This window comes from Armatimonadota bacterium, assembly GCA_025059775.1.
Taxonomy (GTDB): Bacteria; Sysuimicrobiota; Sysuimicrobiia; order Sysuimicrobiales; family Sysuimicrobiaceae; genus Sysuimicrobium.
Map to the genome: position 1 here is coordinate 108674 of JANXCW010000005.1, position 26993 is coordinate 135666.

Consider the following 26993-nt stretch of genomic DNA (forward strand, 5'->3'; position numbering starts at 1 on the left):
TTACCGCCCCTGTGCCCTCGCCCTCTGGATGTCCTCGCAGGTAGGCATGACCTCCCGGACCGGAAGGGTCAGGAGGTCCCCCGCTACCAGGAAGGGGAACTGGGGGTCCCGCTTCGTACGGCCGAAGAACAGGGGCAGGGCCGCCTGATGGTCGCAGGCCCGCATCTCCACCTCCCCCACGGGCGTGCGGATCCTCAGCCCCTCCAGGGCCTCGATGAACCGCTCCCGGTCGAGGGACCGGGCCTTGCGGTAGGCCTCCGCGATGAAGTGGGCGGTGATGTAGCCGTGGAAAGCGGGGAAGCCCGGCGGATCCCGGTAGACGGTCTGGAACCGCCGCACGAACTCCCGATTCGCGGGGCTCTCGGGATAGTAGAAGAGATAGTCCGTGGTCCCCCACACGCCTTCCGGAGCTGCAGCTCCCAGGGGCCGCAGCACCGTGACGTCGATGGCGGTGTGGATGGCGGAGGGAACGCGCTCCGCGAACCCGATGACCTTCATGGTGCGCAGCACGTTGGCCATGCCCGCCCCGCCCGTACCGAAGAAGGCCGCGTCGGGCCTGGCCTGCAGGATCTGGGTGAGGTACGGAACGAGATCCGGCTCCCCTGTCCGCCACCAGGTCTGCCCCAGGAGGGTGACCTCGGGCTTCGCGCGCTTCATGAACCGCCAGAAGGAGTTGGTGACCGCGTGCCCGTACTCATAGTCCTCCGCACCGATCCAGAACCGGGTGTAGCCCCGCCGGGCGAGGGCGTAGGCCAGGGCCTTGCCCGCCATGGCGGTGTTCTCCGAGGTGCTGAACACGTACCGGTGGCCCTTGGCTCCGGTGATCTGCTCGCTCTTGCTGATCCACACGATAAAGGGCACCCGCTGCTCCCGGGCGAAGGCGGAGATGGCCAGGGCCGTGGCGCTGTTGATGGTGCCCACCAGAAGATCCACCCGTTCCTGCAGCACCAGCTCCCGGGCCATACTAAGCCCGATCTCCGGGCTGAACTTCTCGTCCCGGGTCACGAACTCGATGCGGGCGCCGTATACGCCGTCCCGGTTGATCTCCTCCAGGGCCAGTCGGAACCCGTTGAGGGCATCGTTCCCGAAGACCGCGGGCGGTCCGCTGTAGGTGTCTACGATCCCCACCTTGATGTTCCGCTCGAACCGGGGAGAGGGACCCGCCCCCGCACGGGACACGGTTGCCGCCACCGTCCCCAGGATGGCCAGCACCGCAAGCCTCCGCATGCGCATGCTACTTCCTCCTCTCCGAGGATCCCCGCCCCTGCCCGGGGCGGACCGGTAGTTTGGTTCTCTAGGCTTGGGTGGGATTCCTGTTAGCTCGCCTGCAGGGATCGGAGCACGGACCAGAGAGCCTGTGCAAACCGACCCAGCTCCTCAGGGGTGCCCACGCTGACCCGGATCCAGGTGGCGTCCCCAGGCCCCGGTCGCACCAGCACCCCATGTTGGAGCAGACCCTCGTAGACCTGACGGGCGGGGAGATCCAGGTCGAACCACACGAAGTTCGCCACGCTGGGGTAGGACCGGAGCTTCCCTTCCGCCCCCAGCTCCTCCAGGTACCGTCGGCCCGTGGCCACCACCGCTAGGGTCCGGCTCAGGTGCGTCTCGTCCTCTAGGGCCGCCAGGGCCGCCGCCTGAGCCGCGGTGCTCACCTGGAAGGGCTCCCTTACCCGCCGCACCGCCTCCAGAACCTCCGGCGGGGCCACCAGGTACCCCACGCGCAGACCCGCAAGCCCGTACACCTTGGAAAACGTGCGCAGCACCGCGATCCGATAGCCTTCCCGCACCCACCGTACCCCGTCCGGGTAGTCCGCTGCCGCCTCCCGCGCGAATTCCCCGTAAGCCTCGTCCAGGACCACGAGGACCCCTTCCGGCAGGCGTTCCAGGAAACCCCGGAGGTCCCGTTCCGGTACATAGGTCCCCGTGGGATTGTTGGGGTTGCACAGGATCAGCAGCCGCGCACCCTCCCCCGCCTCCAGGAGCCTTTCCAGGTCGGGGCGCCCGAGGTCGTCCAGGGGGACCGTCACCTCCCGAGCCTCCCGCATCCGCGCGAACACCGCGTACAGGGGGAAGGTAGGCCAGGGATAGACCACGGAATCCCCGGGGTCGAGGTACGCCTCCGCCAGGAGTCTCAAGAGGGCAGTACTCCCCGCGCCCACCTCCACCCACTCCGCGGGAACCCCCAGCTTCCTCGCTAGAGCTGAGCGCAGCTCCCAGCCCTCGTCGTCCGGATAGCGCCCCAGGGAAGGCCCTGCAGCCGTCAGGGCCTCCAGCGCCCGGGGGGAAGGGCCAAGGGGATTTTCGTTGCTCGCCAGCTTCACGAGGTTCGGTGTCCTGAGGGTGCGGCGCAGCCGCTCGAGCGAGCCGCCCGCCAGATAGGTGGGGATGCGGCGCAGGGCCGCGCGGGCCCGGGGATCCACCTCCATGGAAGCACCTCCGGTAGGGAATTCGCACATTTTCCGAAGATTTCCTGTGCGGGGGAGGAGGGAAGAGGGTCCAAGTATCGAACGGTTAGGGGTGATATCTGCACCGGTGCACCGAGGACCCAGAGCGTTAGGATGGGGGAGCGCCGGATCATCAACCCGCCCTCGCTTCCCGCCCCCAGAGGGTACAGCCATGGAGTCCTCGTGCGGGGCGGTGACCTGTTGTTCCTGGGAGGTCAGGACGGCAGCGATCCCGAGGGCCGGCTTGCCCCGGATCTCGTGGGACAGTTCCGGCAGGCCCTGGCCAACCTGCAGGCGGTGGTGGAGGCGGCAGGGGGAACCCTCCAGGACGTGGTGAAGCTCAACATCTTCGTGCGGGATCGTGCGGCCTACCTGGAGCATCGGAGATCCCTCGGGGAGGTGTTCCGGGCGTTCTTCGGCGGATACTACCCCGCCATGGCCCTCTTCGAGGTCACCGGCTTCTTCCGGGAGGAGGCCTTGGTGGAGATCGAGGGGATCGCGGTGATCCCGCAGAAGGAGAGGGGGACGTGCGGGAGGAGACGACGAGGCGCGTAGCCGCCGGGAATGGACCACGCCGGGAAAGGGGGGGTGAGCATGGAAGCGCGGATCAAGCCGCTCACCTACGGTTCGTACATTCGGACGGACGACCTGCTCTCCCTCCAGACACGCCTCAGTGGCGCGCACGATGAGCTGCAGTTCATCATCGTCCACCAAGTATTCGAGCTGTGGTTCAAGCTCCTGCTCTTCGAGCTGGAGTCCGTACGGGAGGCCCTGAACCGGGATGAGCCGCGGGGGGCCGTGCGCCTGTTGCGGCGGGTGGCGGAGATCTGCCGGGTCATGACGGGGGGATTTGACGTGCTGGAGACCATGCGGCCCTGGGACTTCCTGGAGTTCCGGTCGCGTCTACGGCCGGCAAGCGGCTTCCAGAGTCGGCAGTTCCGGGAGGTGGAGTTCCTCTCGGGCCTGAAGGATCCCCGGTACCTCCGGAGCTTCGAGGGGGAGCCCGAGGACTGGAAGGTGCTCCGGCGACGACTGGAGGAGCCTAGCGTATGGGACGCCTTCGTGGGCCTGCTGTGCCGTCGGGGCCTTACGACCTCCCCCGAGGCGGAACTGCTCCACACCCTCATCCGCATCCATCGGGAGCCCGCGCTCCTGGACCTGGACGAGCTGTGCGAGGCTCTCCTGGACTACGACGAGGCCTTCTCCCTGTGGCGACACCGCCACGTACTCATGGTGGAACGGATGATCGGGGCCCGGCCCGGGACAGGACAGGAGGACGTCCAGCGGACCGTGGGATCCTCCGAGGGGAGCTACTTCACCGGGGTGGACTACCTGCGGGCCACCCTCTCCAAGCGGTTCTTCCCCCTCCTGTGGAAGGCCCGCACCTTCGTGGAGCGGGAGGAATGAGGGATCCGCTGCTGCGTTGGCGGGAGGAGTTCCCCATCCTGACCCGCACCACCTACCTGGTCTCCCACTCCATGGGGGCCATGCCCCGGTCCGCCTGGATGTGGGTGGAGCGGTACCTCCGGGCGTGGGAGGAGCGGGGCGTGCTGGCCTGGGAGGAATGGGAGACATCCCTGCGCGAGCACGCGGACCGGATCGCGGCCCTCCTCCGGGCTCCCGCGGGAAGCGTGGTGCTGCACCAAAACGTCTCCACCCTGTTTGGCGTCCTCCTCTCGGCCTTGGTACGGCCGCGCGGCCGTACCAAGGTGGTGGCCACGGATCTCAACTTTCCCTCCCTGCTCTACGCGCTCCAGATGCACGGGGACCTCGGCGTGCGCCTCCACCTCGTCCGCAGCCCGGACGGGATCACCGTTCCCCCGGAAGCGTGGGAGGAAGCGGTGGATCCGGACACCCTCGCGGTGGTGGTGGACCACGGGATCTTCCGATCGGGGTTCCTGCAGGACGTGGGAGCTATCGCGGCGATGGCCCACCGGTGCGGGGCCTGGGTCATCGTGGACGCCTACCAAACCGCAGGCTGCGTACCCATCGATGTGCAAGCCTGGGGCGCGGATGTGGTGCTGGGGGGTTCCCACAAGTGGCTGTGCGGGGGGCCGGGGGCCGCGTGGATGTACGTGCGCCCCGATCGGATCCCGGAGCTGCGGCCGCGGGTGGTGGGATGGTTCAGCCACCGGACGCCGTTTGCCTTCGAGCTCCAGGTGGACCTGGCACCGGATGCCAGGCGCTTCCTGACAGGGACGCCCGGGATCTCCGGGCTGTTCGCGGCGCGGGCAGGGCTGGAGGTGGTGCTGGAGGTGGGGGTGGAGGCCATCCGGGAGAAGTCCGTGCGACTCACCCAGCGCATGATCGAGCGGGCGGACGAGCTCGGGCTTCGAGTCCGTACCCCGCGGGACCCTGCACGGCGGGGCGGGATGGTGGTGGTGGATTTTCCCGGTGCGGAACAGGTGGCCCAACAGCTCGTGCGCCGGGGCATCCTCGTGGACTACCGGCCGCAGGCCGGCATCCGGATGTCCGCCCACTTCTACACCCATCCCGATGAGGTAGAGCGCGTCTTCGAAGCGATCCAGGAGCGAGTAGCCCGAATGGTGTCGTCGCCTCATCCCGGCGAGGGATGACAGGGCGGGACGATCTGGTCGGGCTCTAAGGCCTCCAGGCAAGCCGGAAACCACTGCCCAGCGGAGGACTCCTGCGGCCCTGCGCGGACACCGATCCCCATGGAGCCAGGGGGAGCACCCGCCCCTGAACGTTGGCCGCGATGCCCTCCCGGGTGCCGCACGGCAGCTCGCCGGATCCAGGACATGACCTTCCCGGTGCGTAAAATGGGGACGATGGGACGCATCCTTCGGCTGCGGGACGTCACCCTCGATCTCGGGCGACGGATCTATGTGGTTGGAATTCTCAACCTGACCTCGGACTCCTTCTACGCCCGAGCACGCCACCCCGAACTCGACGACGCGCTGACCCGTGCCCACGAGATGGCGGAAGAGGGTGCGGATCTCCTCGAGGTGGGCGGGGAATCGGCCCGGCCCGGACCTCCCGTCCCCCCTTCCGAGGAGATCCGGCGGGTCGTTCCCGCGATCGCCCGCATCCGGGAGGAGGTCCGGCTTCCCGTGATCGTGGAGACCACGAAGTTCGAGGTGGCCCGGGAGGCCCTTCGGGCGGGGGCGGTGGCCATCAACGACGTGAGCGGCCTGGCAGACCCCCGCCTGGCGGATCTCGCCGCGGAGTTCGGCGCAGGACTGGTGATCATGCACCGGCGCGGCCTCCACAAGATCCCGCACCCGGACCTCCGGTACGGGGATGTGGTGGCCGAGGTTCGAGGGTTCCTCGCGCGGAAAGCGGAGTTCGCGCGCTCGCGAGGGATCCCCCGGGATGGGATCCTCCTGGATCCGGGCTTCAGTTTCGACAAGCAGCCCCACCACGATGTGACCCTCCTCCTGCGCCTGCCCGAGCTCCTCGCGCTCGGGTACCCTGTGTACCTGGCCACCTCTCGGAAGAACTACCTGCGCGATCTCCTCCAGCTTCCCCCCGAGGAGCTGCTCGAGGCCACCGCGGCCGCGGTGGTCCTGGGCATCGAACGGGGAGCCCGGGTGATCCGGACGCATGATGTCCGCTTCATGGTTCGGATCGCCCGCACCATGGAGGCACTCCTGGATCTAGCCCAGGCCGTCCAGGTGGATGTCCCAGCCGCGGAGTAACCACGTGGACCTCAGTGCAAGACCCTGGGGGTGCAGGCACCTGGCGCTTGGAACCCTGATCGCTTACCTGGGGCTGAGCCTCGGGGCGGGGGTCGCTCTGGGCTCTGTCCGGGTGCCCTTCGGAGCCGCGGTGCGGGCTCTCCTTCAGGGGCCGGAGGGTGTTGCCCCGGAGGTGTACGCCATCGTCGTGGAGCTTCGGGTTCCCCGGGTCCTGCTGGCGGCTGCGGTGGGGGGGGCTCTGGCCTCCAGCGGCGCCACCTACCAGGCCCTCTTCCGGAACGAGCTGGCGGATCCCTACGTGATCGGGGTCAGCGCGGGCGCCGCCCTCGGAGCCGTGGCCGCGCTCTCCGCGGGGGCGGGCGGTCCCACCGTGCCGGTCACCGCGTTCCTGGGAGCTCTCGCTACGGTCGCCGTGGCCTTCCGCATTGCCCGTCGCGGCGGGGGGATCCGCATGGAGGATCTGTTGCTGGCGGGCTTGGCCCTCAGTGCCCTCCTGACCGCGGCCACTTCCCTCCTCCTGCTCTCCTCCGGCACCCCGCAGCAGGCCCTGACCTGGCTTCTGGGCGGGTTCGGCGGGCGGGGTTGGCTCCACCTGGGCCACGTCCTTCCTTTCCTGATCTTGGGGTACGTTCTGGTCCAGGCCCGGTGGCGGGAGCTGAACCTGCTGCTCCTATCCGAGGAAGAGGCGCGGGCCCTGGGTGTGGACGTCACCCGCGCCCGGCGGTGGCTGGTGGGAGGAGCTACCCTCATGAGCGCGGCCTCGGCGTCCGTCGCGGGCCTCATCGGGTTCGTGGGGCTTCTGGTTCCGCACCTGGTGCGGCGTCTCATGGGCCCGGACCACCGGTTTGTGCTCCCAGGCTCGGCCTTGGCGGGGGCCGCGCTACTGGTGGATGCGGACCTCGTTGCCCGCACCGCCGCATCCCCCACGGAGATCCCCGTGGGTGTGATCACGGCCTTCCTCGGGGTTCCGTTCTTCCTGTGGTTACTGCGGCGGGGGATCGATGGATAACCTGGAGGCGACGGCCGGATTCGAACCGGCGGTCGGGGTTTTGCAGACCCCTGCCTTGCCTCTTGGCTACGTCGCCTCGATCCTGGAGCGGGCGACGGGATTTGAACCCGCGACCTTCGGCATGGCAAGCCGACGCTCTACCGCTGAGCTACACCCGCGCTCTCTACATCCTACATTCCCCATTATAGGGTTGTGGCCCATGTCCCCGCAACGGTAGAGTCAGGGGGGCGGGTGGCGAAACCGGCAAACGCGGCGGACTTAAACTCCGCTGGACCGGAGGGTCCTTGTGGGTTCAAATCCCACCCCGCCCACCAGGAACCCGACCCTCAGACACCGGAGTTACTTCCGGACATAGGGCCGGCCCACGGTGCTGGGGAAGCGCCTGCGGCCGATGACCGCCGCCACCACAGCCAGGGTCAGGGCATACGGGATCATGGACACGAAGTAGAACGGTACCCGCTCTTTCACCCCTGGAGTCACCGCCACCGCACTGGCGAACCCGTCCGCAAGCCCGAACAGCAGGGCGGCTCCCAGCGCCATCAGCGGCTCCAGTCCCGCAAACACCACGCATGCGAGGGCGATGAAGCCTCTGCCCGCGGAGATCTCCTTCACCAGGGCTCCGAACCAACTGAGGGGCAGAAAAGCCCCTCCCAGCCCTGCCAGGGCCCCTCCCACCGTGGCGGTCAGAAGCCGCAGACGGTCCACCCGCAGGCCAGCCACGTCCACCGCCTCGGGCCGTTCCCCGGCCGCGCGGATGCGAAAGCCCAGCACGGTGCGGTGGAGCAGCAGGTGCGCCAGTACCGCCGCTGCAACCGCGCCCAGAGTCACGGGGCTCACCTGGCCTATGGGCGTGCGCAGCCGTGGCACCATGAGCTCGTTGGGGAACACATGGACACCCGGAAACGCCCACAGGCTGATGAGCAGGAACGGCACGAAGCCGAGGGCGAACACGTTCAGACCGATCCCCGCGATGATCTGATCCGCCCTTCCGTACACGCTCACCGCGCCCAGTCCCAGACCCAGGAGTGCCCCGGCCATCATCCCTCCCAGCAGGCCCACATACCCGCTCCGGCCCAGCTCCGCGAACCACACGCCCGCCGTGGCGGTGATCAGGAAGATGGCCTCCAGCCCAATGTTCACGAGGCCTGCCTTCTCGTTGAGGCACTCCCCCACCGCGGCCAGCGCGAGAGGTGTCATCGCCAGTAGCCCCGTCTCCAGCAGGGAAACCGGAGAAAGCCCCACCCGTCCCAGCAGAGGCACCACGGCGGCTGCCAGCAGAACCCCTGCCGCCCACCCAAGCCACCTGCGACCCCTCACCGGATAAGCCTCCCGCGTACCAGGTTCCACAGCTCGGGGACGGCCATGGCGAACACCACGATGCCGTTGAGGGCCCGCACCAGCTCACTCAGCACCCCCACCTCGTACTCCATGAGGCGACCACCCTGGGTGAGGGCGCCGAACAGGATCGCGGCCAGCACCGCGCCCAAGGGATGGTTGCGGCCCACCAGCGCCACCCCGATGCCGTCGAAGCCCAGGGTGGCCACGTTGCCCAGGGTGGCGTACAGGGACCATGCGGGGGGACGGCCGATGACCTGGCTCGCACCCGCGAGACCCGCGGCCGTTCCCCCGATGGCGAGGCTCAGCACCACCACCCGCTCGGGCCGCACGCCCGCGTACCGTGCCGCGTCCGGATTCTCCCCCGCGAGCCGCAGCTCGTACCCCATCCGGGTGCCCCACAGGACCGCGTATACCAGGAGAGCAAATCCCACGGCCACGAACAGCACCGCGGTGAGGGTGCTCTCCTCGCTCAACACGGGGTAGCGGGCGGTAGGGAGCGCAGGGATGGTGCGCTCCGCGCGGCCGGGTTCCGCTAGGAAGTGGATCGCTAGGTACATGGAGAGGTACAGGGCGATCCAGTTGCACATGATGGTGGAGATCACCTCGTGCACCCCTCGCCACGCCTTGAGCACCGCGGGAACAAGGGCCCACAGGGCCCCTGCGGTCATGCCCGCCAAGGTGGCCATAAGCAGGTGCACACCCGGCGGCAGGGGGAGGCTGCCGGCCACGAAGGCAGCGCCTACGGCACCCAGATACACCTGTCCCTCGGCCCCAATGTTGAACAGCCCTGCGCGTACCCCTACCGCGAAGGTGAGGGCGGTGAGCAAAAGGGGTGTGGCGAAGGCCAGGGTCTCCAGCAGGTCCTCCCGGCTGCCGAAGGCGCCCACCAGCAAAGCCCGATAGACCGCCAGGGGGGAGTGCCCGAACGCCCAGACGAGAACACCCCCGGCCATGAATCCCAGAAAAACCGCGGCCAGGGATTCAGCGAGGGGACGGAGCCCGCGCGGTATCCGCATCAGGATCCGCCTGTACGACTCCTCCCATCAGGAGTCCGATGGCCTCCCGGGAGAAGGCTTCAGTGGGACCCACCCCGAGGAGCCTCCCCTCGTACAGCACCCCGAGGCGATCGCTGAGCTCCAGGACCTCGTCCAGGTCCGCGGACACCAGCAGCACCGCTCGTCCTGCGTCGCGCATCTGGACCAAGAGCTCCCGGATGTACCCGGTGGAGGCCACGTCCAGCCCCCGGGTGGGATGCATGGCCACCACCAGTCTTGGCTCCTTGCTGAGTTCCCGTCCTACCAGCAGGCGCTGTTGGTTGCCGCCGCTCAGACTGCGGACCGGAGTGGCGAGATCCGGGGCCACCACGTGAAAGCGTCGCACCAGCTCCTGGGCGTGACGGAGGATGGCGGAGCGGTTCAGTCGTCCCAGGAAGCCGGCAAATCGGGGTTCCCGCTGCCGGCCCAGGATGCTGTTCTCCACGAGATCGAAGCCCAGGGCGAGTCCGAACCGCGCCCGATCCTCCGGCACGTGCGCAAGCCCCAGGCGGTACAGGGCGAGGGGATCCTGACGGGGAATTTCCTGGTCTGCCAGCCGGATTTCCCCTGCCTCCACAGGCCGCAGCCCCGTGAGGGCCTGCACCAGCTCGCTCTGGCCATTCCCTTCCACCCCGGCGATGCCGAAGATCTCGCCCTCCCGTACCTCGAAGGACAGATCGTGCACCGCCACCCGACCCTGGTCATTGCGGACCCGTAATCCCCTCACCACGAGCACGGGCCTGCCGGGGGCTCTGGGCGTGCGCCGCACGTGGGAGGCGGTCGGTTGACCGACCATCAGCTCCGCCAGCTTCTCCGGAGTTGCCCCGAGCGTGGGGAGTTCCCCGGCCACCACCCCCTGGCGGAGCACCACCACCCGGTCGGTGAGCTCCAACACCTCCCGAAGCTTGTGGGTGATGAGCACGATGGCCGTTCCACCCTCCCGCAGCCTGCGCAGGAACCGGAAGAGCTCCTCCACCTCTCCGGGCGTGAGGGCGGAGGTGGGCTCGTCCAGGATCAACACGGAGGTACCGCGGTACAGGGCCTTGCAGATCTCCACCCGCTGCTGCACGCCGATGGGGAGGGACTCCACGGGAACGTCCAGGGGAAGGCTCAGCCCGGTTTCCTCCAGCAGCCGTTCGATCCGTTCCCGGGCCACCTCCTCGGGGGGCGGGCGGAAAATTCCCACTCCCTCCTGGCCCAACAGGACGTTTTGCAGGGCGGTGAAGGGCGGGACCAGGGTGAACGCCTGGTGCACCATGCCGATGCCGTACCGGAGAGCGTCCTTGGGGTTGCGGAACTGCACGGCCCGGCCGTCCACCAGGATTTCCCCTCGGGTGGGCCGCAGCAGCCCCGAGAGGATTTTCATGAGGGTGGTCTTGCCCGCTCCGTTCTCCCCCAGCAGGCCCACGATCTCCCCCGCGTGGAGCTGAAAGTCCACACCCCTCAGGGCCGTGGTCCCATCCGGGTATACCTTGTGGATCCCACGCATCCAGACGCACGGGGTGCCGCTGCCCACGGGCTTCTCCCAGCCGTACGGAGACTACGGTTGGAACGGACGGTGCGCCATCGCGGGCCACCTGTCCGGTCGGGATCCCAGCTCGCCCCGCCACCGCTCGATGTCCGGTTTGGTGACCACCATGGGCACAGTGACCTGAGCTTCCCGGATCTTCTTCTCCAGCTCCGCCACCGCGTCCCATACCCACCGGGGCTGCGCATTCCGCATGGTCTTGACCTTGGACTTGATCTCCGCGGGCGGGGCGGGGAGCACCTTCTTGCGGGTCATGCGCTCCGCCTGCAGCCCCATGCGGATGAACTCATCCAGATCCTCCAGGGTGCTCACGGAGATGCCCTCCGCGAGCTGGCCCGCGATGCGGGTTCCGATCCCAAGAGTTACCACCCCCTGGGTCCGGTGCACCAGGTCCCGGAACTGTCCGTCCCGGACCCACCGGGTGGTGTAGTACACACCGCGGTCCACCCGCTTCATCATGCTGGCGATCACGAAGCCGGGGTTAATCCAGTCCTGGTTGGCGTCCACCCCGATCCAGAAAGGAGGACCCATGCGCAGCCTCTGGGCCTGCGCGATCTCCTGCACCGCCTGATTGATGCCCAGTCCGAGAGGCCCCGCGATGTTGAAGACCGCCACCGCATTCTTCGCGTACATGGCCTTGGCAGCGGCGTAGCCCTTGGGGATATCGCTGAAGGTCCCCGTGTACGTCCACAGCACGAAGTCCTTGCGGTAGGAGAAGGCCTTCTCGGGCCGGTTCTTCGCCAGCCACTCCGTGGCCCAGCGGGCACCCCACTTGTACCCGATCTCGAACTTCCACAGGACCGGAATCTCGATGCCGAACACGCCCCCGATGTGGGGCCTGGCATACTGAGCCGCCAGGAGCGCCCCCAGGGCACCCACCAGGGCGCTTCCCTTGTGCTCCTCGTACACCACGTCCATGAGGTTGGGGAGGGGGTACTGGGCGGGGAATTTCTGCTTCACGATGGTCTGTGCGAAGGTGTCAATCCCCACGAAGTTCTTGTCCGGGAACCGACGTGCCACCTGGGCGAGGGCATCGCTCAGGAGGAATCCCACCCCCACGACGAGCCGCACGTTGGGATCCCTGGCCGCCCGGGTGAGGTTGGGGACGTAGTCTGCCTCCACCTTGCTCACCAGCTCCACCATGCGGACCCCGAAGTCCCGCTCCGCGTCCTCGCCCCCCTTGAAGGCCATGTCGTTGAAGCTCAGGTCCCCTCGGCCGCCCACGTCTGAGACCACCGCGATCTTGAAGGGCCCCGGGGCCGCATCCGTACCGGCGCCATGGGCCATCAGGGCCGCAGCCACCGCCAGCGCCAAAACGATCCTGGACCACATGTTCTCCCTCCGTGCCGCGTGATGCCGGCCCACAGGCCGCCCCGCTAGAGCTACGGCATCCAGGCCCGGGCGTCCTGCTGTGGGAGGAACCCTCCTCTCCCGCGGATTGACCCGGGTCTCCCCAGGGCCGAGAATGGGCTGGAGGGAGCCCGGTGGGTCTGCTCTCCCGAACCGAGCTCGCGCGGCGCATTGACCATACGCTGCTGAGGCCCGACGCCACGCCCGCGGACGTGGAGCGCGTGTGTCGGGAAGCCCTTGAGTGGCGCTTCGCCGCGGTGGTGGTCAACCCCCTCTACCTCCCGCAGGTGGCCCGGTTCCTTGCGGGATCGCCCATCGCTCCGTGTGCGGTGATCGATTTCCCCCTGGGCGCTGGGACGCGGGAGGATCGGCGAACCCAGGCGGAGCATGCGCTGGCCGCGGGGGCACGGGAGCTCGACGTGGTCCAGCCCGTGGGCCTCCTCAAGGCTGGACTGGACGACCTGGTCCTGGAGCAGCTGGGCGCGGTGGTGGAGCCCGCACGACGGGCAGGCGCCCTGGTGAAGGTGATCCTGGAGACTGCCCTCCTGACCCCTGAGGAGACCGTCCGCTCCTGCCGCTTGGCGGTGGAAGTGGGCGCACACTTCGTCAAGACCTCCACGGGGTTTGGCGTACCCGGTGCCACGGAGGAGGTAGTTTCCCGCATCCGGGCCGCGGTAGGACCCCGGATAGGTGTCAAAGCCGCGGGAGGCATCCGCGACTACGCCAGCGCCTGCCGGATGCTCGTAGCGGGTGCAGACCGCATCGGGACCAGCCGCGGGGTGGAGGTGGTGCGGGGGGCGCCGGAGCCGTAGGCCGGTGCACCCTGAGATAGACTCCTCCGGACCTGCCCCAGTCCCCTCCCTTGCCAGGTGCGGATCCGGATCTAGAATGGTGGAAGTGCCGGTTGCCGACGGGGGCGTGCGAGCGCAACGCGGAGGGGGTTTCGGGCAAGGCCATCGGGACTGTTGCGACCTTCGCAGGTTTCTTTGGAGCTTGAGGTGGATCCATGCGTCGCCTACTCGTGGACAGCGATGGAACGGCAGACGACCTTCTCGCACTGCTCATCGCGGCCCGGATTCCCGAGGTGGACGTGGTGGCGATCACCGCGGTGGGGGGCGCGGTTCGGGTGTCCCAGGCCGCGGAGAACCTGCTCTACGGCTCCGAGCTCGCAGGGCTCCATCGGACCGCGGTCTACTCCGGATGCGAGGGGCCGCTTGTCCGACCGCCCACGCCCTTTGAAGCCATGTACGGCCGTACAGGACTGGGAACCTTTACTCCCCCGAAACCGAAGGGAAGACCGGAAGGCCCCCACGCGGTGGACGCCATCCTGTCCCTGGCACGACACTACCGGCGCGACCTCCACGTGGTGTGCCTGGGACCCCTCACCAACCTGGCGGCCGCCCTCATTCAGTCCCCTCGACTGGGAGACGCTCTTGGTCAGGTGTACGTATACGGAGGAGCCCTCCAGGACGGGAACATCACCCCCGCGGCCGAGTACAACTTCTACGCGGACCCAGAAGCCGCGGCCCTGGTGCTTCGGAGTGGCCTGCCCCTGACCCTGGTCCCCTGGGACACCGCCCGGGCGGCGCTCGCCATGCGGCCCCAGGACATCCACCGCATCCGGGCGAGCGGTACCCGGGAAGGTAGGTTCTTCCTGGAGGCCACCCGTTCCATGGCGGAGTATTGCCGGCGTACCCTGCGCCTGCCGGGGTCCGTGCTGGGGGCGGTGGTGGCCATGGTCGTGGCCGTGGATCCCGCGGTGGTTCGAGAGGAGGTTCAGATCCGGGTGGATGTGGAAGCGCGGGGGGAGCTTACCCGGGGAGCCTTGGTCTCCGATCCCGCGGGCCTGAGCCGCCAACCGGCCAACGTGCGTCTGGTGCGCGCCTGCGATGGGGATCGAATCCGGGAGCATCTCTTCTCGGCCATGGGGGCTCCGCCTGTTCCAGAGGCCGGGGAGGAACTCCCTGCGGAGGCGGTGGAGCCTTCTTCGGAACCCTCCACGGACTCCTCACCCGCGTGAGGCGGAGGAAGCAGAGGGGCGTACGGATGGCATGGGTGTCCAGCATCCTACTGCTCACCCTCGGTTTGAGTACCGCGGCCGTGGCGAATCGGTTTCGGATGGACGCGCGCCTCGTAGTAGGGTTTGGGATCGGCGCAGGACTATTCCTGGTGCTCTCCGGAGCGAGCAGGGGTGTGACCTTCTTGGCCTCCGTGGTGTGGAGAGGTCCGGATGCCCTGGCCTCCTGGGTTTTCGTGGTCCTGAATGGTCTGCTCGCCCAGCTCTTCCAAACCACCGCGGCCCTGGTTCTCGGCGGCAGCAGGTCGGGAGGGGGAGCACTTCAGCTCGCGGAGCTGGGACTTCCCGACGGGCTGGAGGTGAGGCCTGCCGTCCTCGCTTCCCTCGGCCGGCTGGTGGCCGGAAGCGCGGTTACAGGACTCGGAGTGGGTCTGGTCGCGGAGGGACGGTGGGCCGGGGGTGTGGCGCTGATCACGGGAGGCCGTGTGGCCCTGGACCTGGGTCCCCATCTCCTGCAGGGGCCCGACCGGATCGCGGGGATTACCTGGCTCTGGGCGGTGGTGCTGACTGGATGGCTCGTGGTGCGGATCCGTTCCGGCCCCCCGCGCGGGCCCCGTTGAGGCGAGAGGGATGCGGTCGAAGCAGTGGCCTCCACGCTGGCTCCGGGTCCCCGCGGGGACCCGGGACGTGCTGCCGGAGGAGGCAGAAGCCCTCCGCCAGTTGGAGCACCGGTTGCTGGAGCTCTTCCAGCGGTGGGGATATCGTGAGGTGCGGACGCCTGTGCTGGAGTTCCTGAGCACCGTGGAGCGGGGAGTGGGGGTGGAGGGACCAAACACCTTGTTCGTGCTGGTGGATCGTACGGGGGAGCTGCTGGCCCTCCGGCCGGAGATGACCGTCCCCATCGCGCGCCTGGTGGCCACCCACGGGCAGGAGCGGGCCCGCCTCTCGTACGTGGCAGAGGTGTTCCGGGTACGGGACATCTCCCGCGGGGAAGAGCGGGAGTTCGTGCAGGCGGGGGTAGAGCGGATCGGGGATCGGGGCCCAGACGCGGACGCGGAGGTGGTCGCCCTGGCGGTGTGGGCCCTACGGAAAGCGGGGATCGAGGGGTTCCGGATCGGGTTGGGTCACGCGGGATTCCTGCGGGGGCTGCTGGAGGCCGTGGGGCTGGATGCGGAGGACCAGCACGCGGCACAGCTGCTCCTATACCGCCGGGACTTCGTGACCCTCCAGGGTCTGCTGGAAGACGCACCCGCAGCCGTCCGGGAGGCCATCCTGCACCTTCCGTCCTGGCGGGGGCCGGATGCCCTGGACCGCGCGGCGCGGCTGGGGATCGCTCCACAGGCCCTGGAGGAGGTGGAGCGCCTCCTGGAGGCCCTTCGGCCGTACGGCGTGGGCGAGGAGGTGGAGGTGGATTTGGGGCTTATCCGGGACTTCGAGTACTATACGGGGATCGTGTTCGAGGGGTATGTGCAGGGCTTGGGCCGGCCCGTGTTGGGTGGAGGACGCTATGACGGTCTGCTGGTGCGGTTCGGGGCGGATCGTCCCGCGGTCGGCTTCGCCCTGCACCTGAACCGACTGCTCCCTGTCCTCCCCCTATCCGTACCCTCCGCGGTGCTCTCCATCGTGTACGCTCCTCGGTTCCGGGATCTCGCGGTCCGGCTCGCGCTCGCGCTGCGGGCGGAGGGGATCCCGGTGCTCACGGATCCGTGGCCGCAGCCGAGGGTCCGCGTACCGTGTATCATGTTGGAAGATAAGGAGGCCCGCGTATGCTCCCGGCAGGGCCGGGAGCGCGTGGTGGTTCCCGAGCTCCACCTGCTGGTTCAGGAGGCCATCGAGGCGTGGAAATCCTGACCGTGGCGATTCCCTCTGGCCGGCTCTTCGAGCCGAGCCTCCGCCGGCTCGAGGCCGCAGGACTTGCCCGCTCCGTGGTCCCCGAGGACCGGAGCCTCCTGGTGACCTGGCCGGAGCTGCGGACCCGGATCCTGGTGGCGAAGCCCGTGGACCTGGTGACCTACGTGGAACGGGGGGCCGCGGACTGCGGCATCGTGGGGAAGGACATCCTGCTGGAGCAGGACCACGAGGTGTACGAACTCCTGGACCTGGGCTTCGGCCGGTGCCGGGGCGTGGTGGCCTTCCCCCCTGCGCTTCTCCCCGAGTGGGCGCGGCCCACCCGGGTGCTGCGCATTGCCACCAAGTACCCGCACATCGCGGAGCGCTTCTTCTGGGAGCGGGGTCGAGCGGTGGACATCATCCGCCTATGGGGTTCCGTGGAGTTGGCCCCCCGGGTGGGGCTCAGTGACGGCATCCTGGATCTGGTGATGACGGGACGAACCCTACGGGCGAACGGGCTCGTGGAGGCGGAGGAGGTGTTCACCAGCACCGCCCGGCTGGTGGTGAACCGGGTGGCCCTGCGGGCCAAAGCGGACCGGATCCAGGAGCTGTTGGAACGGCTGCGGGCCGGCCAGGGCGTTTTCGTGGAGCATTCCTGATGCGGATCCTGCGCTTGTGGGAGATCCCCCCCGTGGAGCTGCGCCGCCTGGTGGGCCGGTCTCAGGATCGGGTGCTCTCCCAGGAGGTCAGCCGTACCGTCCGGGACATTCTGGAGGACGTCCGGAGCCGAGGGGACGAGGCGGTGCTGGAGGCCACCCGCCGGTTCGATGGGGTGGCGCTGACCCCTGAGCGGTTGCGGGTGGATCGCTCGGAGATCCGGGCTGCATACGAACAGGTGGAGGGAGGCGTCCGGGCCGCCCTGGAAGCCGCCATCGCCCGGGTGCGGCGCTTCAGCGAGTGGCTGCGCCCTCCTGAGGAGCAGGGGGAGGAGCTGGAGCCGGGTCTCCGAGTTGGGGTCCGCGTCACCCCGTTGGCCTCCGTGGGCGCGTACATCCCCTCTGGAAAGGGCAGCTTTCCCTCCACGGTGGTGACCATGCTCGGTCCCGCGGTGGTGGCGGGCGTGGAGGAGATCGTGCTCCTGGTGCCGCCCCGCTCGGGAGGAGCCGTGGATCCTGCAACCCTGGTGGCCGCGGATCTCCTGGGCATCGAGCGGATCTATCGGGCCAACGGGCCCGCGGGCATCGCGGCCCTGGCGGTGGGAACCGCCACCTTTCCCCGGGTGGAGGCGGTGATAGGACCGGGGAATCCGTACGTGGTGGCCATGCAGATGCTGGTGCAGATCCTGGGCGTGCGGATGCTGGCGCTGTTGGGCCCCACGGAGATCGTGGTGCTGGCGGACCACGAGGCAGACCCCCACCTGGTGGCCCTGGACCTCCTCAACGAGGCGGAGCACGGAAGTGACTCCGCCGCCCTCCTCGTCACCCCCTCTGAAGCCCTTGCCTGGGAGGTCCACGCACGCCTGCAGGCCCTCGTAGAACGTCTCCCCGAGCCCCGCCGTACCTATGCCCGGGACGCCCTCTCGGAACTCGGCGGGATCCTCCTCACCCGGGATCTGGAGGAGGCGGTGGCGTTCGTGAACCTGTATGCGCCGGAGCACTTGGTGGTCCATGCCCGGGAGGCGTGGGACTTGGTGCGCGGGGTGCGGCATGCGGGGGAGATTCTCCTTGGGCCGCACACCCCGCCGAGCGCCGCCAATTACGCCATCGGAGTTCCCGCGGCCCTGCCCACGGGGGGAGCTGCTCGGTTCACCTCCGCGGTCACCGTATGGACGTACCTGAAGATCACCTCCATGGCCCAGCTGAGCGGAGAGGCTCTGGTACGGCTGCGGCCGGTGGTGGAACGACTGGGGCACTACGAGGGGTTTCCCGCGCACGTCATGAGCGTGCGGGAACGGGGAGGTCTTGGGCCGTGAGGGAAGTTCGAGCCCGTCCCGAGATCCAGGCCCTCCCCGAGTACCGGCTTCGGGGACAGCAGGGGGAGGTGAAGCTCAACCAGAACGAGCTGCCCTACGACCTTCCCGAGGAGATCAAACGGGAGGTGGTGGAAGCCCTGCTCGAGCGGCCGTGGAACCGCTATCCCCCCATGCGGGCGGAGCGGCTGCAGGCGCTCCTCGCGGCCATGAGCGGCCTCCGGGAGGAGCAGATCGTTCTCGCGAACGGCTCCAACGAGGCCATCTTGGGCTTGCTCCAGGCCTTTGCCACGTCCGGCGTGGTGGTGCTACCGCAGCCGGGCTACTCCATGGCCCGCCCCCTCGCGGTGGTGGCGGGAGCAGAGGTGCGGGAGATCCCGCTTCGACCGGACCTCACCCTGGACCCCGAGGCGGTGGTCGCGGCCGCCCGGGACGCCCACATGGTCTTCCTCGCATCCCCCAATAATCCCACGGGACGGGCCGTTCCCCGGGAGGGGATCGCCTGGATCGCGGCCCGTACGGAGGCCCTGGTGGTGGTGGACGAGGCCTACTGGGGCTTCTTTCCGGATCACGCCCGCAGCCTGGTGGGGACGCCCGAGTACGAGCGGCACACCGCGGTGGGGTTGCTGGGGGAGTTCCCCAACCTAGCGGTGGTGCGCACGGCCTCGAAGGCCTTTGGCCTCGCGGGTGCCCGGGTGGGATGGGTCATGGGGGGCCGAGAGCTCAGCGCCATCCTCCTCCGGACCCTTCCGCCGTACAACCTGGACGTGTTTGCGCAGCTGGCGGTGGAAGCGGTGATCAGGCGTCCCGAGCTCGTCCGCTCCCGCATCGCGCGGGTCGTGGCGGAGCGAGAACGGGTGTTCACAGAGCTCCAGGCCATGGGGGTACGGGTCTATCCCAGCGACGCCAACTTCCTCCTGTTCCGGTGCAGGGACGCCTCCGCGGTCTTCGAGTACCTGGCCGCGCAGGGAATCCTGGTCCGGGACGTTTCCCATTACCCGCAGCTGGAGGGGTGTCTCCGCGTCACCATCGGGACACCAGAGGAGAACGATCGGTTCCTGCACGCCCTCCGGAGATGCACGGGGGTGGCGGGATGAGGGAGGCGGAGGCGGCACGGATCACCACAGAGACTCGGGTGCGGGTCCACCTCCGGCTCGACGGGGTCGGAGAGCACCGGATCCACACGAACGTGCCCTTCCTGGACCACCTCCTCGCCCAGTGGGCGCGGCACGGCAGGTTCGACCTGGCGGTGGAGGCGGCCGGGGACCTGGAGGTGGATGCGCACCACACGGTGGAGGACGTAGGAATTGTGCTCGGGGATGCCTTCCGTCAGGCCCTGGGAGAAGGGACGGGGATCGCCCGGTTCAGCAGCCTCCACGCGGCCATGGACGAGGCCCTGGTGCTGTGCGCGGTGGACGTCAGCGGGCGCAGCTACCTCCACTACGACGTGCGGTTCCCGGTTCCGTACGTGGGGCGCTTCTCTACCGAGCTCGTGGAGGAGTTCTGGAGGGCATTCGTCTCGCATGCCCGCATCACCCTGCACCTCGTGCTCCTGCACGGCCACAACGCGCACCACATCGCGGAGGCCCTGTTCAAGGGGTGCGGGGTGGTGCTCGGGCAGGCGGTACGGGTGGTGGGAGGAGGCATCCCCTCCACCAAGGGGGTTCTGTAGTGCGGGTCGCGGTGGTGGACTACGGCGCGGGGAACCTGCGGAGCGTCCTGCGGGCCCTGGAGTACGTGGGCTTTCGAACCCGCTTGGTGGCCCGTCCGGAGGAGTTGGAGGGGGAAGAGGGGATCGTCCTCCCGGGAGTGGGGGCCTTCGGCCCCGCGATGCACCGTTTGCGGGAAGCGGGGTTTGTGGATGCGCTGCGCGTGGCGGTGGAAAGGAATCGGTGGCTGGTGGGCCTGTGCCTGGGGATGCAGCTCCTGTTCGAGGAAAGCGAGGAGGAAGGTCGGCACGAGGGGCTGGGACTCCTACAGGGCCGTGTGGTGCGGCTGCCGGCAGGGCTGAAGGTCCCGCACATGGGGTGGAACACCCTGGAGTTCGCGCGGCCCTCCCCTGTTACGGCCGCCATTCGACCCGGAAGCCACGTGTACTTCGTGCACTCCTACTACGCCCTCGCGGAGGCCTCACAGGTGGTGGCCTGGACCGAATACGGCGTCCGGATCCCGGCCATCGTCGCCTTCGGCCGCGTGGTGGGGTTTCAGTTCCATCCGGAGAAGAGTGGCCAGGTGGGGCTTGCCCTGCTGAGAGGCCTGCGGGAAGCAGTCCGCGCATGATGGTCCTGCCCGCCGTGGATCTCCTGGAGGGCCGCGTGGTGCGGCTGCGACAGGGGAACTACGGACAGGCCACGGTGTACGGAGAGGATCCCGTGGAGATCGCCCGACGGTGGCGGGCCGAGGGGGCAGAGTGGCTCCACGTGGTGGACCTGGACGGAGCTCGGTGGGGGAGGCCCCGGCACCTGGCGGTGGTGGCCCGCATGGTGGCGGAAGGCGTGCAGGTGCAGCTGGGGGGCGGACTGCGGCGAGAGGAGGATCTCGCTCGGGCCTTTGAGGCGGGTGTGGCCCGGGCGGTGTTGGGCACCGCGGCCCTGCGGGACCTCCGCTGGCTAGAACGGATGACGGCCCGGTTCGGGGACCGGATCGCGGTGGCCCTGGATGTGCGGGGGGGGAGGGTGGTGGTGGGGGGCTGGCAGGAGGAAGTACCGCTGTCTTTTGAGAGGGCGGCCTTGCGGTGTCTGGAGGCAGGCGTGCGGCGGCTTGTGGTGACGGACGTACAGGCGGACGGGATGCTCGGGGGGCCCAACCTGGACCTCTTCCGCCGCGCGGTGGCCCTGGAGGTCCCCGTTTTGGCATCAGGCGGCATTCGGAACCCGGAGGACCTCCGGGCCTTACGGAGGCTGGGGGTGGAGGGAGCCATCGTGGGCCGGGCCCTCTACGAGGGCACCCTTTCGGTTTCCGAGGCGTTGCAGGTGGCTCGGGAGTAGGACGGAGATGCTGGCGAGGCGCATTATTCCTTGTCTGGACGTGAACGCGGGCCGCGTGGTGAAGGGCGTGCGGTTCGTGGATCTCCAGGATGCGGGGGACCCCGTGGAGCTCGCGGCTCTCTACGACCGGGAGGGGGCCGATGAACTGGTGTTCCTGGACATCACCGCCTCCGCGGAGGGGCGCCCCATCCTGGAGGAAGTGGTGCGCAGGACCGCGGGCGAGGTGTTCATCCCCCTGACCGTAGGCGGCGGCATCCGTTCCGTGGAGGACGTGCGCCGGATGCTGCGGGCGGGGGCGGACAAGGTGGCGATGAATACCGCGGCCGTGCGGCAGCCGGCCCTCGTACAGGAGGCGGCCCGCATCTTCGGGTCACAGTGCGTGGTGGTGGCCATCGACGCCCGGCGCCAGGCTCCCGGCCGATGGGAGGTCTACACCCACGGGGGCCGGGTGCCCACGGGCCTGGACGCCATCGCCTGGGCCCGGCAGGTGGAGCGACTGGGTGCGGGGGAGATCCTGCTGACCAGCATGGATCGGGACGGCACCACGGAGGGGTTCGATCTCGAACTCACCCGCTCCGTGAGCGAAGCGGTGGGGATTCCCGTCATCGCCTCGGGCGGCGCGGGCCGACCTGAGCACTTTGTGGAGGTGCTCACGGAGGGGAAGGCCGATGCGGCTCTTGCGGCCTCCATCTTCCACTTCGGGCAGGTGCGGATCCGCGAGGTGAAGGCCGCCCTTCTGGCTGCGGGAATTCCGGTCCGCATGGATTGAGGGATGGACCCGCGGGCGCTGACGTACGACGATCAGGGATTGGTCCCCGTGGTGGTTCAGGACGGGCGGACGGGGGAAGTGCTCATGCTGGCCTACGCGAATGCAGAGGCCGTGGAGCGCACCCGGCTCAGCGGATTCGCCCACTTCTGGTCACGGACCCGGAACGCCCTGTGGATGAAGGGGGAGACCTCGGGGAACCGGCTGCGGGTGCGTCGGATCCTTGTGGACTGCGACGCGGATGCCCTCCTGTACGTGGTGGAGCCCGAGGGTCCTACCTGCCACCGGGGGGAACGTACCTGCTTCCACCGAGATCTGGAGGGAGAGCGGGCCGGTTCTCCAGCCGGCATCCTCTCGGACCTCGCCGCCCTCATCGCCCACCGGGCCGCACACCCCGTGGAGGGCTCGTACACCTCGGACCTGCTACGGGACCATCCCGCGCGGCTGCGGGAGAAGATCTACGAGGAAGCCGCGGAGGTGGCGCGGGCCGCGCGGGAAGAGGGGCGGGAGCGCCTCGCGGAGGAGGCCGCAGACCTCCTGTACCACCTGCTGGTACTCCTCCAGCGGAGCGGCACCGCATGGGAGGAGGTACTGGATCGGTTGATCCAACGCCGCGCTCGGGGAGCTCCCTCGGGCCCATAGTGCCGCGAGGAGAGGGATGCGGTACGCCATCCTCTCCGACATCCATGCGAACCTGGACGCCCTGGAGGCGGTGCTGCGGGATCTCCAGGGACAGGGGGTGGACCGCGTAGTGTGCCTGGGGGATTTCGTGGGCTACGGGCCGGAACCCAACGAGTGCGTGGAACACCTCCGCCCCCGGCTGCACCTAGCCCTGGTGGGCAACCACGATCTGGCGGCCATTGGGCGGCTGAGCTCCGAGCGGTTCAACATTTTCGCCCGCGTGGCCATCGAGTGGACCCGTCAGCGACTGGCACCGTCCGTCCGCGCATACCTCGCTTCCCTCCCTGCCCGGGCGGAGGGGGATGACCTTCTGTTCGTCCACGGAAGCCCCCGGGACCCCGTGGAGGAGTATGTCCTCGATCCCGTGACCGCGGACGAGAACTTCCGGTCAGAGCCCTTTGCGATCTGCTTTTTCGGGCACTCCCATCTGCCCGTGTGGTTCCTCTATGACGGCGCTCGCACCGTCATGCGCCACCTTCCTCCGAACGCTCCCGTACATCTGGAGGAGGGGATGCGACACCTGGTGAATGTGGGGAGCGTGGGACAGCCCAGGGACGGGGATCCCAGAGCCGCCTACCTCATCTATGACGCGGGGGCCCGGACCGTGGAGCTCCGGCGGCTTGTGTATCCCATTGAAGTGGTGCAGCGGAAGATGCAGGCCGCGGAACTCCCCCGGCCTCTATGGGCACGTCTGGCGGAGGGGCGCTAGCATGCGGATCTATACCCGCACGGGAGATCGGGGGCAGACGGCCCTGTGGGGAGGCGAACGGGTGTGGAAGGACCATCCCCGGGTGGAGGCATACGGGACCGTGGACGAGCTGTGCAGCGTCCTCGGTATCGTGCGCAGGTTGCTGCCCGGAGGGGAGCTCCCGGAATGGTTCGGACGGATCCAGGATACCCTCTACGGCATCGCGGCGGAGCTGGCGGCGCCGCGCCCGGAGGAGGGACGGACTCCCCGCCTGGCGGGGGAGTTCGTGGAGGAGCTGGAGCGCTGGATTGATCGGATGAGCGCGGATCTGCCTCCGCTCCGATCCTTCGTCCTCCCCGGAGGGACGGAGGCGGGCGCGTGGCTCCACCTGGCCCGGGCGGTGGCCCGGCGGGCGGAGCGACGGGTGGTGGCCCTGGCCCGCCAGGAGCCCCTCAATCCGGAGATCCTCCGCTACCTGAACCGGCTGAGCGACCTCCTGTTCGTGGCCGCCCGGTGGGTGAACCTCCGGGCAGGTGTACCGGAACGTCCCTGGCCCCCCGAGCCCCGGCCCTGACCTTACCGTCCCAAGGGGTTGCTCTGCCACGGGAAGTAGACTATGCTCTACATAAGCGTAGCGAGAAATCTACATCCACCATGGGCCGGGAGATCCTGCTCTCCCCGCCTCGTACGGAGCCGCACCTCCGGGTAGAGGCCTCCCCTGTGTACGATTTCCTGGCTGCCCTCTTCGTGGTCCACCACCACGGGCGGTCCCTGGAGTTCGATGTTCCGGAGGAGTGGATCCGACGGGCCCGCCGGGCGCTAGGTCCCTGCTTGCTCCGGGACCTAGCGCGGTTTGCGGGTCCGAGGGCTTTCTTTCTCTCCCTGGTGACCCTTCTGGATCGCCGCGTGGCGGAGGCCAGCGTGCCGGCCTTTGTGGATCAGGTGGCCCGGTTGCCCGCGGAGGAGCTCGTGCTCCTGCTGCTCACGAGCACCCCCGCTGCCCGCCCGGCCAGGCCGTACCTGTGCGAGGTGCTGACCGCCCGGCCTGGCCCTGTCCGAACCGCCCTGCGGCGGTTCGGGCAGGCCTTTCCGGAGGAGCTGGGGCGGCGGGAGGCGGTGGCCCTGGCCCGTCGGGATCCCCGGGAGGTGCAGGAGGGACTGGTGCGGCTCTTGCAGCACTTCTACCGGGAGGCCTACGCTCCGGAGGAAGACCGGATCCTCCCCCTATTGCAGAAAGATGCCGCGCGCAAGCGGGAGCGTGCACGGCGCCTTGCGCCCCAAGCGTTCGTAGAGGAGGCCACGGGAGGCCTCGTCCTGGATCCCACGGCGGTGTCCGAGGTGGTCGTGGCCCCCTCCCATTTCGTGCGGCCCTACAACCTCGTGGTGGATCACGGGGGCATCCGCACGTACATTACCCCCCTCACCGCGGAAGCGACCCCGGACACCCTGGAAGCGATCCGGCGGGTGGCAAAGGCGCTCGCGGACCACTCCCGCCTTCGGATCCTGCGTCTGCTGGCGGAACGGGCCATGTACACCCAGCAGATCGCCGAGGCCCTGGGCACAAGCCACGTTACCGTGCTCCACCACCTGGCCGTCCTGCGGGCCGCGCGGCTCATCCGGGTGGTGGAGCGTCAGCAGACCCGCTGGTATACCTTGCATCCAGGGGCTCTCGAATCCCTCCTCACCCACCTGCGGGCGCTCCTGCCGCCCCCTTCCGCGCAGACCGGGAATCCCTCCTGAGGACCATGTTCCGGGCGTTTCGCCATCCCGCGTATCGGACGTACTGGTTGGGAATGGCTGTCTCCCAGGTGGGGACGTGGATGCAGGCCACGGCTCAGGCTTTCTTCGTGTATCAGCGGACGGGGTCGGCCCTGCAGACGGGGGCGGTCACCTTTGCCTTCACCCTCCCCTCCCTGCTCTTCTCCCTCTTCGGAGGGGCGGTGGCGGACCGGTACGACCGGCGGCGCCTGTTGCTCCTCACCCAGACGGGCTTCCTCCTCTCCGCGGGTCTGCTGGCAGCCCTCACCTTCGGAGGAAGGGTACAGGTCTGGCATCTCCTGGCCTTCGCGTTCGTGAACGGCTTTCTCATGGCCATGGACGCGCCCGTCCGGCAGGCCATCCTCCCCGCCCTGGTCAGCCGGGAGGATCTGCAGAACGCCATCGGGCTCAACGCGGCCATGTTCAACGGATCCCGGATCTTCGGCCCCGCCCTGGCGGGTTTCATTTACCAGGTGGGGGGACCCGGGTGGTGCTTCCTCCTCAACGCCCTCTCCTACCTGGCGGTGATCCTTCCCATGGCTCGGATCCGGGTGAACTCTCCGGTGGATCGCCGCTCCTCCTTGCTGGATCACCTTCTGGGAGGGCTCCGATACGTCCAGGAGCAGCGCATAGTGCGGTCCCTGCTCCTGCTCCTGGCGGCCGTGGGGATGTTCGGCTTCACCTGGACGGTGCTGAGCCCGGCCTTTACGGTCCGGATCCTGCACGGAGGGCCCTTGGAGAACGGCTACCTGCTCACCGCGGTGGGGGTGGGCAGTACGTTCGGAGCCCTCCGGGTGGCGGGCGGAGGAGCATCCCGTTGGCCCGGGCGGTTCGTGCTTACCAGCGCGGCGGCCACGGGGATCTTCCTCCTCGCCTTCTCCATGACCCGCCACCTCCTGGCCGCCCTGGCCTGCCTGAGCCTCACGGGGTTCTTTCTGACCTCCTTCATGTCCGCTACGAATTCCACCATCCAGTCCCTGGTGGAGGATCGGTACCGGGGGCGGGTCATGAGCCTGTATACCCTGGCCCTTCTCGGCAGCGGCCCACCCGGGAGCCTCCTGGCAGGGTCCCTGGCGGACCTGATGGGTGTCCCTGCGAGCCTCGCCCTCAACGGCGTTCTCGTGGCCCTCAGCGCGGGGATGTGCGTGATGCTGGTGCCGGATCTGGCCCGCCTGGACGGGCGGGCCCTGCGGTGTTCGACTGCCCTGCGTCCCCGTGGGGGGGCGACTTCGGAGGTTAGGTCCGGCTCAGGATGATGGCCTGTTTGAGTTCCTGAATGGCCTTGGTGATCTCGATGCCCTGGGGACATGCCTCCGTGCAGTTGAACACCGTGCGGCACCGGAAAACCCCGCTGCGGTCCGCGAGGATCTGCAGCCGCTGTTGCGCCGCCCGATCGCGGCTGTCGAAGATGAACCGATGCGCGGCCACCAGGGCTGCGGGCCCTAGGAACTCTCCTGTTCCCCAGAAGATGGGGCAGGCGGTGGTGCACACCGCGCACAGGATGCACTTGGTGGTGTCCTCGTACCGAGCGCGTTCCTCCGGAGTCTGTCGGCGCTCCTGGGGCGGAGGGGGGTCGTCGGGGACGAGCCACGGCATCACCTGCCGGTACTTCTGGAAGAAGGGCTCCATGTCCACCACGAGGTCCTTGATCACCGGTAGCCCTCGGAGGGGTTCCACGGTGATCCGGGGTCCCAGGTCCTTGATGAGGACCTTGCAGGCGAGCCGGTTGCGGCCATTGATGACCATGGCGTCGGATCCGCAGATCCCATGGGCGCAGGAGCGGCGCAGGGCCAGGGAGCCATCGAGGTTGGCCTTGATGTAGTGGAGGGCATCCAGCACCCGATCGAAGGGGTCCACGGGAACCTCGTACTCCGCCCAATAGGGCCGCCGGTCCGCTTCCGGGTTGAAGCGCTTGATGCGGATGATCGCTTGCAT

General features: G+C 68.7%; 28 protein-coding genes and 3 tRNA genes. 22 read left to right on the forward strand and 9 right to left on the reverse strand.

Annotated features, from left to right (window positions below):
* Nucleotides 1-1233, reverse strand: a complete 1233-nt coding sequence (locus N0A24_05535) for an ABC transporter substrate-binding protein (GenBank protein MCS7172851.1) — start codon at nucleotides 1231-1233, stop codon at nucleotides 1-3.
* 83 nt (nucleotides 1234-1316) lie between these two features.
* Nucleotides 1317-2426, reverse strand: coding sequence for a histidinol-phosphate transaminase (gene hisC / locus N0A24_05540; protein ID MCS7172852.1), 1110 nt, complete (start codon nucleotides 2424-2426; stop codon nucleotides 1317-1319).
* A 132-nt stretch (nucleotides 2427-2558) separates the two neighbouring features.
* Between hisC (N0A24_05540) and N0A24_05545 the strand changes: the two genes are divergently transcribed.
* The 5 genes from N0A24_05545 (at nucleotide 2559) to N0A24_05565 (ending at nucleotide 7112) form a co-directional block, all read left to right on the forward strand.
* The gene (locus tag N0A24_05545) at nucleotides 2559-2999 is read left to right on the forward strand and encodes a RidA family protein (GenBank protein ID MCS7172853.1); all 441 of its coding nucleotides are present in this window, start codon (nucleotides 2559-2561) and stop codon (nucleotides 2997-2999) included.
* Nucleotides 3000-3038: 39 nt separating this feature from the next.
* Complete coding sequence (locus tag N0A24_05550; GenBank protein ID MCS7172854.1) at nucleotides 3039-3851, forward strand: tryptophan 2,3-dioxygenase family protein; 813 nt, start codon at nucleotides 3039-3041, stop codon at nucleotides 3849-3851.
* A complete protein-coding gene (locus N0A24_05555; protein MCS7172855.1) occupies nucleotides 3848-5020 on the forward strand; it encodes an aminotransferase class V-fold PLP-dependent enzyme in 1173 nt (390 codons plus the stop codon). Before N0A24_05550 ends, N0A24_05555 begins: the two co-directional genes overlap by 4 nt.
* 213 nt (nucleotides 5021-5233) lie before the next feature.
* Nucleotides 5234-6103: a dihydropteroate synthase gene (gene folP / locus N0A24_05560; GenBank protein MCS7172856.1), complete on the forward strand. Its 870-nt coding sequence runs from the start codon at nucleotides 5234-5236 to the stop codon at nucleotides 6101-6103.
* Nucleotides 6104-6107: 4 nt separating this feature from the next.
* Entirely contained in the window at nucleotides 6108-7112 is a 1005-nt protein-coding gene (locus N0A24_05565; GenBank protein MCS7172857.1) for an iron ABC transporter permease, read from the forward strand.
* 2 nt (nucleotides 7113-7114) lie between these two features.
* On the opposite strand, the gene N0A24_05570 is transcribed toward N0A24_05565, so the two are convergent.
* Both N0A24_05570 and N0A24_05575 read right to left on the reverse strand, forming a co-directional pair.
* Nucleotides 7115-7188, reverse strand: a tRNA-Cys gene (locus N0A24_05570).
* 7 nt (nucleotides 7189-7195) lie between these two features.
* A tRNA-Gly gene (locus N0A24_05575) sits at nucleotides 7196-7270 on the reverse strand.
* A gap of 67 nt (nucleotides 7271-7337) precedes the next feature.
* On the opposite strand from N0A24_05575, the gene N0A24_05580 reads away from it, so the two are divergent.
* A tRNA-Leu gene (locus tag N0A24_05580) sits at nucleotides 7338-7426 on the forward strand.
* Between the two features lie 25 nt (nucleotides 7427-7451).
* Here N0A24_05580 and N0A24_05585 read toward each other — a convergent pair.
* Genes N0A24_05585 through N0A24_05600 form a run of 4 tightly spaced genes read right to left on the reverse strand, consistent with a single transcriptional unit; the run spans nucleotide 7452 to nucleotide 12344 of the window.
* Nucleotides 7452-8429: an ABC transporter permease gene (locus N0A24_05585; protein MCS7172858.1), complete on the reverse strand. Its 978-nt coding sequence runs from the start codon at nucleotides 8427-8429 to the stop codon at nucleotides 7452-7454.
* Nucleotides 8426-9466 (reverse strand): ABC transporter permease, encoded by a 1041-nt coding sequence (locus tag N0A24_05590; protein ID MCS7172859.1) that lies wholly within the window; start codon nucleotides 9464-9466, stop codon nucleotides 8426-8428. The genes N0A24_05585 and N0A24_05590 overlap by 4 nt, the downstream gene beginning before the upstream one ends.
* Entirely contained in the window at nucleotides 9432-10973 is a 1542-nt protein-coding gene (locus tag N0A24_05595; GenBank protein MCS7172860.1) for an ABC transporter ATP-binding protein, read from the reverse strand. The genes N0A24_05590 and N0A24_05595 overlap by 35 nt, the downstream gene beginning before the upstream one ends.
* Nucleotides 10974-11024: 51 nt before the next feature.
* On the reverse strand, nucleotides 11025-12344 hold the full coding sequence (locus N0A24_05600) for a BMP family ABC transporter substrate-binding protein (protein MCS7172861.1): 1320 nt from the start codon (nucleotides 12342-12344) through the stop codon (nucleotides 11025-11027).
* A 152-nt stretch (nucleotides 12345-12496) separates the two neighbouring features.
* Here N0A24_05600 and deoC point away from each other — a divergent pair, with 152 nt between their 5' ends.
* The 16 genes from deoC (at nucleotide 12497) to N0A24_05680 (ending at nucleotide 26314) form a co-directional block, all read left to right on the forward strand.
* On the forward strand, nucleotides 12497-13174 hold the full coding sequence (deoC, locus tag N0A24_05605) for a deoxyribose-phosphate aldolase (protein ID MCS7172862.1): 678 nt from the start codon (nucleotides 12497-12499) through the stop codon (nucleotides 13172-13174).
* 194 nt (nucleotides 13175-13368) lie between these two features.
* Complete coding sequence (locus N0A24_05610) at nucleotides 13369-14382, forward strand: nucleoside hydrolase (protein MCS7172863.1); 1014 nt, start codon at nucleotides 13369-13371, stop codon at nucleotides 14380-14382.
* A 35-nt stretch (nucleotides 14383-14417) separates the two neighbouring features.
* Nucleotides 14418-14999, forward strand: a complete 582-nt coding sequence (locus tag N0A24_05615) for a hypothetical protein (protein MCS7172864.1) — start codon at nucleotides 14418-14420, stop codon at nucleotides 14997-14999.
* A 10-nt stretch (nucleotides 15000-15009) separates the two neighbouring features.
* Nucleotides 15010-16230, forward strand: a complete 1221-nt coding sequence (gene hisZ / locus N0A24_05620; GenBank protein MCS7172865.1) for an ATP phosphoribosyltransferase regulatory subunit — start codon at nucleotides 15010-15012, stop codon at nucleotides 16228-16230.
* Entirely contained in the window at nucleotides 16218-16868 is a 651-nt protein-coding gene (gene hisG, locus N0A24_05625; GenBank protein MCS7172866.1) for an ATP phosphoribosyltransferase, read from the forward strand. The genes hisZ and hisG overlap by 13 nt, the downstream gene beginning before the upstream one ends.
* Complete coding sequence (hisD, locus tag N0A24_05630) at nucleotides 16868-18181, forward strand: histidinol dehydrogenase (protein MCS7172867.1); 1314 nt, start codon at nucleotides 16868-16870, stop codon at nucleotides 18179-18181. The genes hisG and hisD overlap by 1 nt, the downstream gene beginning before the upstream one ends.
* Nucleotides 18178-19275, forward strand: a complete 1098-nt coding sequence (gene hisC / locus N0A24_05635; GenBank protein MCS7172868.1) for a histidinol-phosphate transaminase — start codon at nucleotides 18178-18180, stop codon at nucleotides 19273-19275. The genes hisD and hisC (N0A24_05635) overlap by 4 nt, the downstream gene beginning before the upstream one ends.
* Nucleotides 19272-19850, forward strand: coding sequence for an imidazoleglycerol-phosphate dehydratase HisB (gene hisB, locus N0A24_05640; protein MCS7172869.1), 579 nt, complete (start codon nucleotides 19272-19274; stop codon nucleotides 19848-19850). Before hisC (N0A24_05635) ends, hisB begins: the two co-directional genes overlap by 4 nt.
* On the forward strand, nucleotides 19850-20458 hold the full coding sequence (hisH, locus tag N0A24_05645; protein MCS7172870.1) for an imidazole glycerol phosphate synthase subunit HisH: 609 nt from the start codon (nucleotides 19850-19852) through the stop codon (nucleotides 20456-20458). The genes hisB and hisH overlap by 1 nt, the downstream gene beginning before the upstream one ends.
* Nucleotides 20455-21165, forward strand: coding sequence for a 1-(5-phosphoribosyl)-5-[(5-phosphoribosylamino)methylideneamino]imidazole-4-carboxamide isomerase (hisA, locus tag N0A24_05650; protein MCS7172871.1), 711 nt, complete (start codon nucleotides 20455-20457; stop codon nucleotides 21163-21165). Before hisH ends, hisA begins: the two co-directional genes overlap by 4 nt.
* A 7-nt stretch (nucleotides 21166-21172) precedes the next feature.
* Entirely contained in the window at nucleotides 21173-21934 is a 762-nt protein-coding gene (hisF, locus tag N0A24_05655) for an imidazole glycerol phosphate synthase subunit HisF (protein ID MCS7172872.1), read from the forward strand.
* A 3-nt stretch (nucleotides 21935-21937) separates the two neighbouring features.
* Nucleotides 21938-22573, forward strand: a complete 636-nt coding sequence (gene hisIE / locus N0A24_05660) for a bifunctional phosphoribosyl-AMP cyclohydrolase/phosphoribosyl-ATP diphosphatase HisIE (GenBank protein MCS7172873.1) — start codon at nucleotides 21938-21940, stop codon at nucleotides 22571-22573.
* A 16-nt stretch (nucleotides 22574-22589) separates the two neighbouring features.
* Nucleotides 22590-23321 (forward strand): metallophosphatase family protein, encoded by a 732-nt coding sequence (locus N0A24_05665; protein MCS7172874.1) that lies wholly within the window; start codon nucleotides 22590-22592, stop codon nucleotides 23319-23321.
* 1 nt (nucleotide 23322) lies between these two features.
* On the forward strand, nucleotides 23323-23874 hold the full coding sequence (locus tag N0A24_05670; protein MCS7172875.1) for a cob(I)yrinic acid a,c-diamide adenosyltransferase: 552 nt from the start codon (nucleotides 23323-23325) through the stop codon (nucleotides 23872-23874).
* A gap of 80 nt (nucleotides 23875-23954) precedes the next feature.
* The gene (locus N0A24_05675; GenBank protein MCS7172876.1) at nucleotides 23955-25040 is read left to right on the forward strand and encodes a metalloregulator ArsR/SmtB family transcription factor; all 1086 of its coding nucleotides are present in this window, start codon (nucleotides 23955-23957) and stop codon (nucleotides 25038-25040) included.
* A gap of 5 nt (nucleotides 25041-25045) precedes the next feature.
* Nucleotides 25046-26314, forward strand: coding sequence for an MFS transporter (locus N0A24_05680; GenBank protein ID MCS7172877.1), 1269 nt, complete (start codon nucleotides 25046-25048; stop codon nucleotides 26312-26314).
* On the opposite strand, the gene N0A24_05685 is transcribed toward N0A24_05680, so the two are convergent.
* Nucleotides 26295-26993 (reverse strand): succinate dehydrogenase iron-sulfur subunit, encoded by a 699-nt coding sequence (locus N0A24_05685; GenBank protein MCS7172878.1) that lies wholly within the window; start codon nucleotides 26991-26993, stop codon nucleotides 26295-26297. The genes N0A24_05680 and N0A24_05685 overlap by 20 nt on opposite strands.

Excerpts from the sequence above, each read along its gene's own strand:
- N0A24_05535 (MCS7172851.1), bottom strand. The coding sequence starts at position 1,233 with ATGCGCATGCGGAGGCTTGCGGTGCTGGCCATCCTGGGGACGGTGGCG.
- hisC (MCS7172852.1), bottom strand. The coding sequence starts at position 2,426 with ATGGAGGTGGATCCCCGGGCCCGCGCGGCCCTGCGCCGCATCCCCACC.
- N0A24_05545 (MCS7172853.1), top strand. The coding sequence starts at position 2,559 with ATGGGGGAGCGCCGGATCATCAACCCGCCCTCGCTTCCCGCCCCCAGA.
- N0A24_05550 (MCS7172854.1), top strand. The coding sequence starts at position 3,039 with ATGGAAGCGCGGATCAAGCCGCTCACCTACGGTTCGTACATTCGGACG.
- N0A24_05555 (MCS7172855.1), top strand. The coding sequence starts at position 3,848 with ATGAGGGATCCGCTGCTGCGTTGGCGGGAGGAGTTCCCCATCCTGACC.
- folP (MCS7172856.1), top strand. The coding sequence starts at position 5,234 with ATGGGACGCATCCTTCGGCTGCGGGACGTCACCCTCGATCTCGGGCGA.
- N0A24_05590 (MCS7172859.1), bottom strand. The coding sequence starts at position 9,466 with ATGCGGATACCGCGCGGGCTCCGTCCCCTCGCTGAATCCCTGGCCGCG.
- N0A24_05595 (MCS7172860.1), bottom strand. The coding sequence starts at position 10,973 with ATGCGTGGGATCCACAAGGTATACCCGGATGGGACCACGGCCCTGAGG.
- N0A24_05600 (MCS7172861.1), bottom strand. The coding sequence starts at position 12,344 with ATGTGGTCCAGGATCGTTTTGGCGCTGGCGGTGGCTGCGGCCCTGATG.
- N0A24_05610 (MCS7172863.1), top strand. The coding sequence starts at position 13,369 with ATGCGTCGCCTACTCGTGGACAGCGATGGAACGGCAGACGACCTTCTC.
- hisZ (MCS7172865.1), top strand. The coding sequence starts at position 15,010 with ATGCGGTCGAAGCAGTGGCCTCCACGCTGGCTCCGGGTCCCCGCGGGG.
- hisD (MCS7172867.1), top strand. The coding sequence starts at position 16,868 with ATGCGGATCCTGCGCTTGTGGGAGATCCCCCCCGTGGAGCTGCGCCGC.
- hisB (MCS7172869.1), top strand. The coding sequence starts at position 19,272 with ATGAGGGAGGCGGAGGCGGCACGGATCACCACAGAGACTCGGGTGCGG.
- hisA (MCS7172871.1), top strand. The coding sequence starts at position 20,455 with ATGATGGTCCTGCCCGCCGTGGATCTCCTGGAGGGCCGCGTGGTGCGG.
- hisF (MCS7172872.1), top strand. The coding sequence starts at position 21,173 with ATGCTGGCGAGGCGCATTATTCCTTGTCTGGACGTGAACGCGGGCCGC.
- hisIE (MCS7172873.1), top strand. The coding sequence starts at position 21,938 with ATGGACCCGCGGGCGCTGACGTACGACGATCAGGGATTGGTCCCCGTG.
- N0A24_05665 (MCS7172874.1), top strand. The coding sequence starts at position 22,590 with ATGCGGTACGCCATCCTCTCCGACATCCATGCGAACCTGGACGCCCTG.
- N0A24_05670 (MCS7172875.1), top strand. The coding sequence starts at position 23,323 with ATGCGGATCTATACCCGCACGGGAGATCGGGGGCAGACGGCCCTGTGG.
- N0A24_05675 (MCS7172876.1), top strand. The coding sequence starts at position 23,955 with ATGGGCCGGGAGATCCTGCTCTCCCCGCCTCGTACGGAGCCGCACCTC.
- N0A24_05680 (MCS7172877.1), top strand. The coding sequence starts at position 25,046 with ATGTTCCGGGCGTTTCGCCATCCCGCGTATCGGACGTACTGGTTGGGA.
- N0A24_05685 (MCS7172878.1), bottom strand. The coding sequence starts at position 26,993 with ATGCAAGCGATCATCCGCATCAAGCGCTTCAACCCGGAAGCGGACCGG.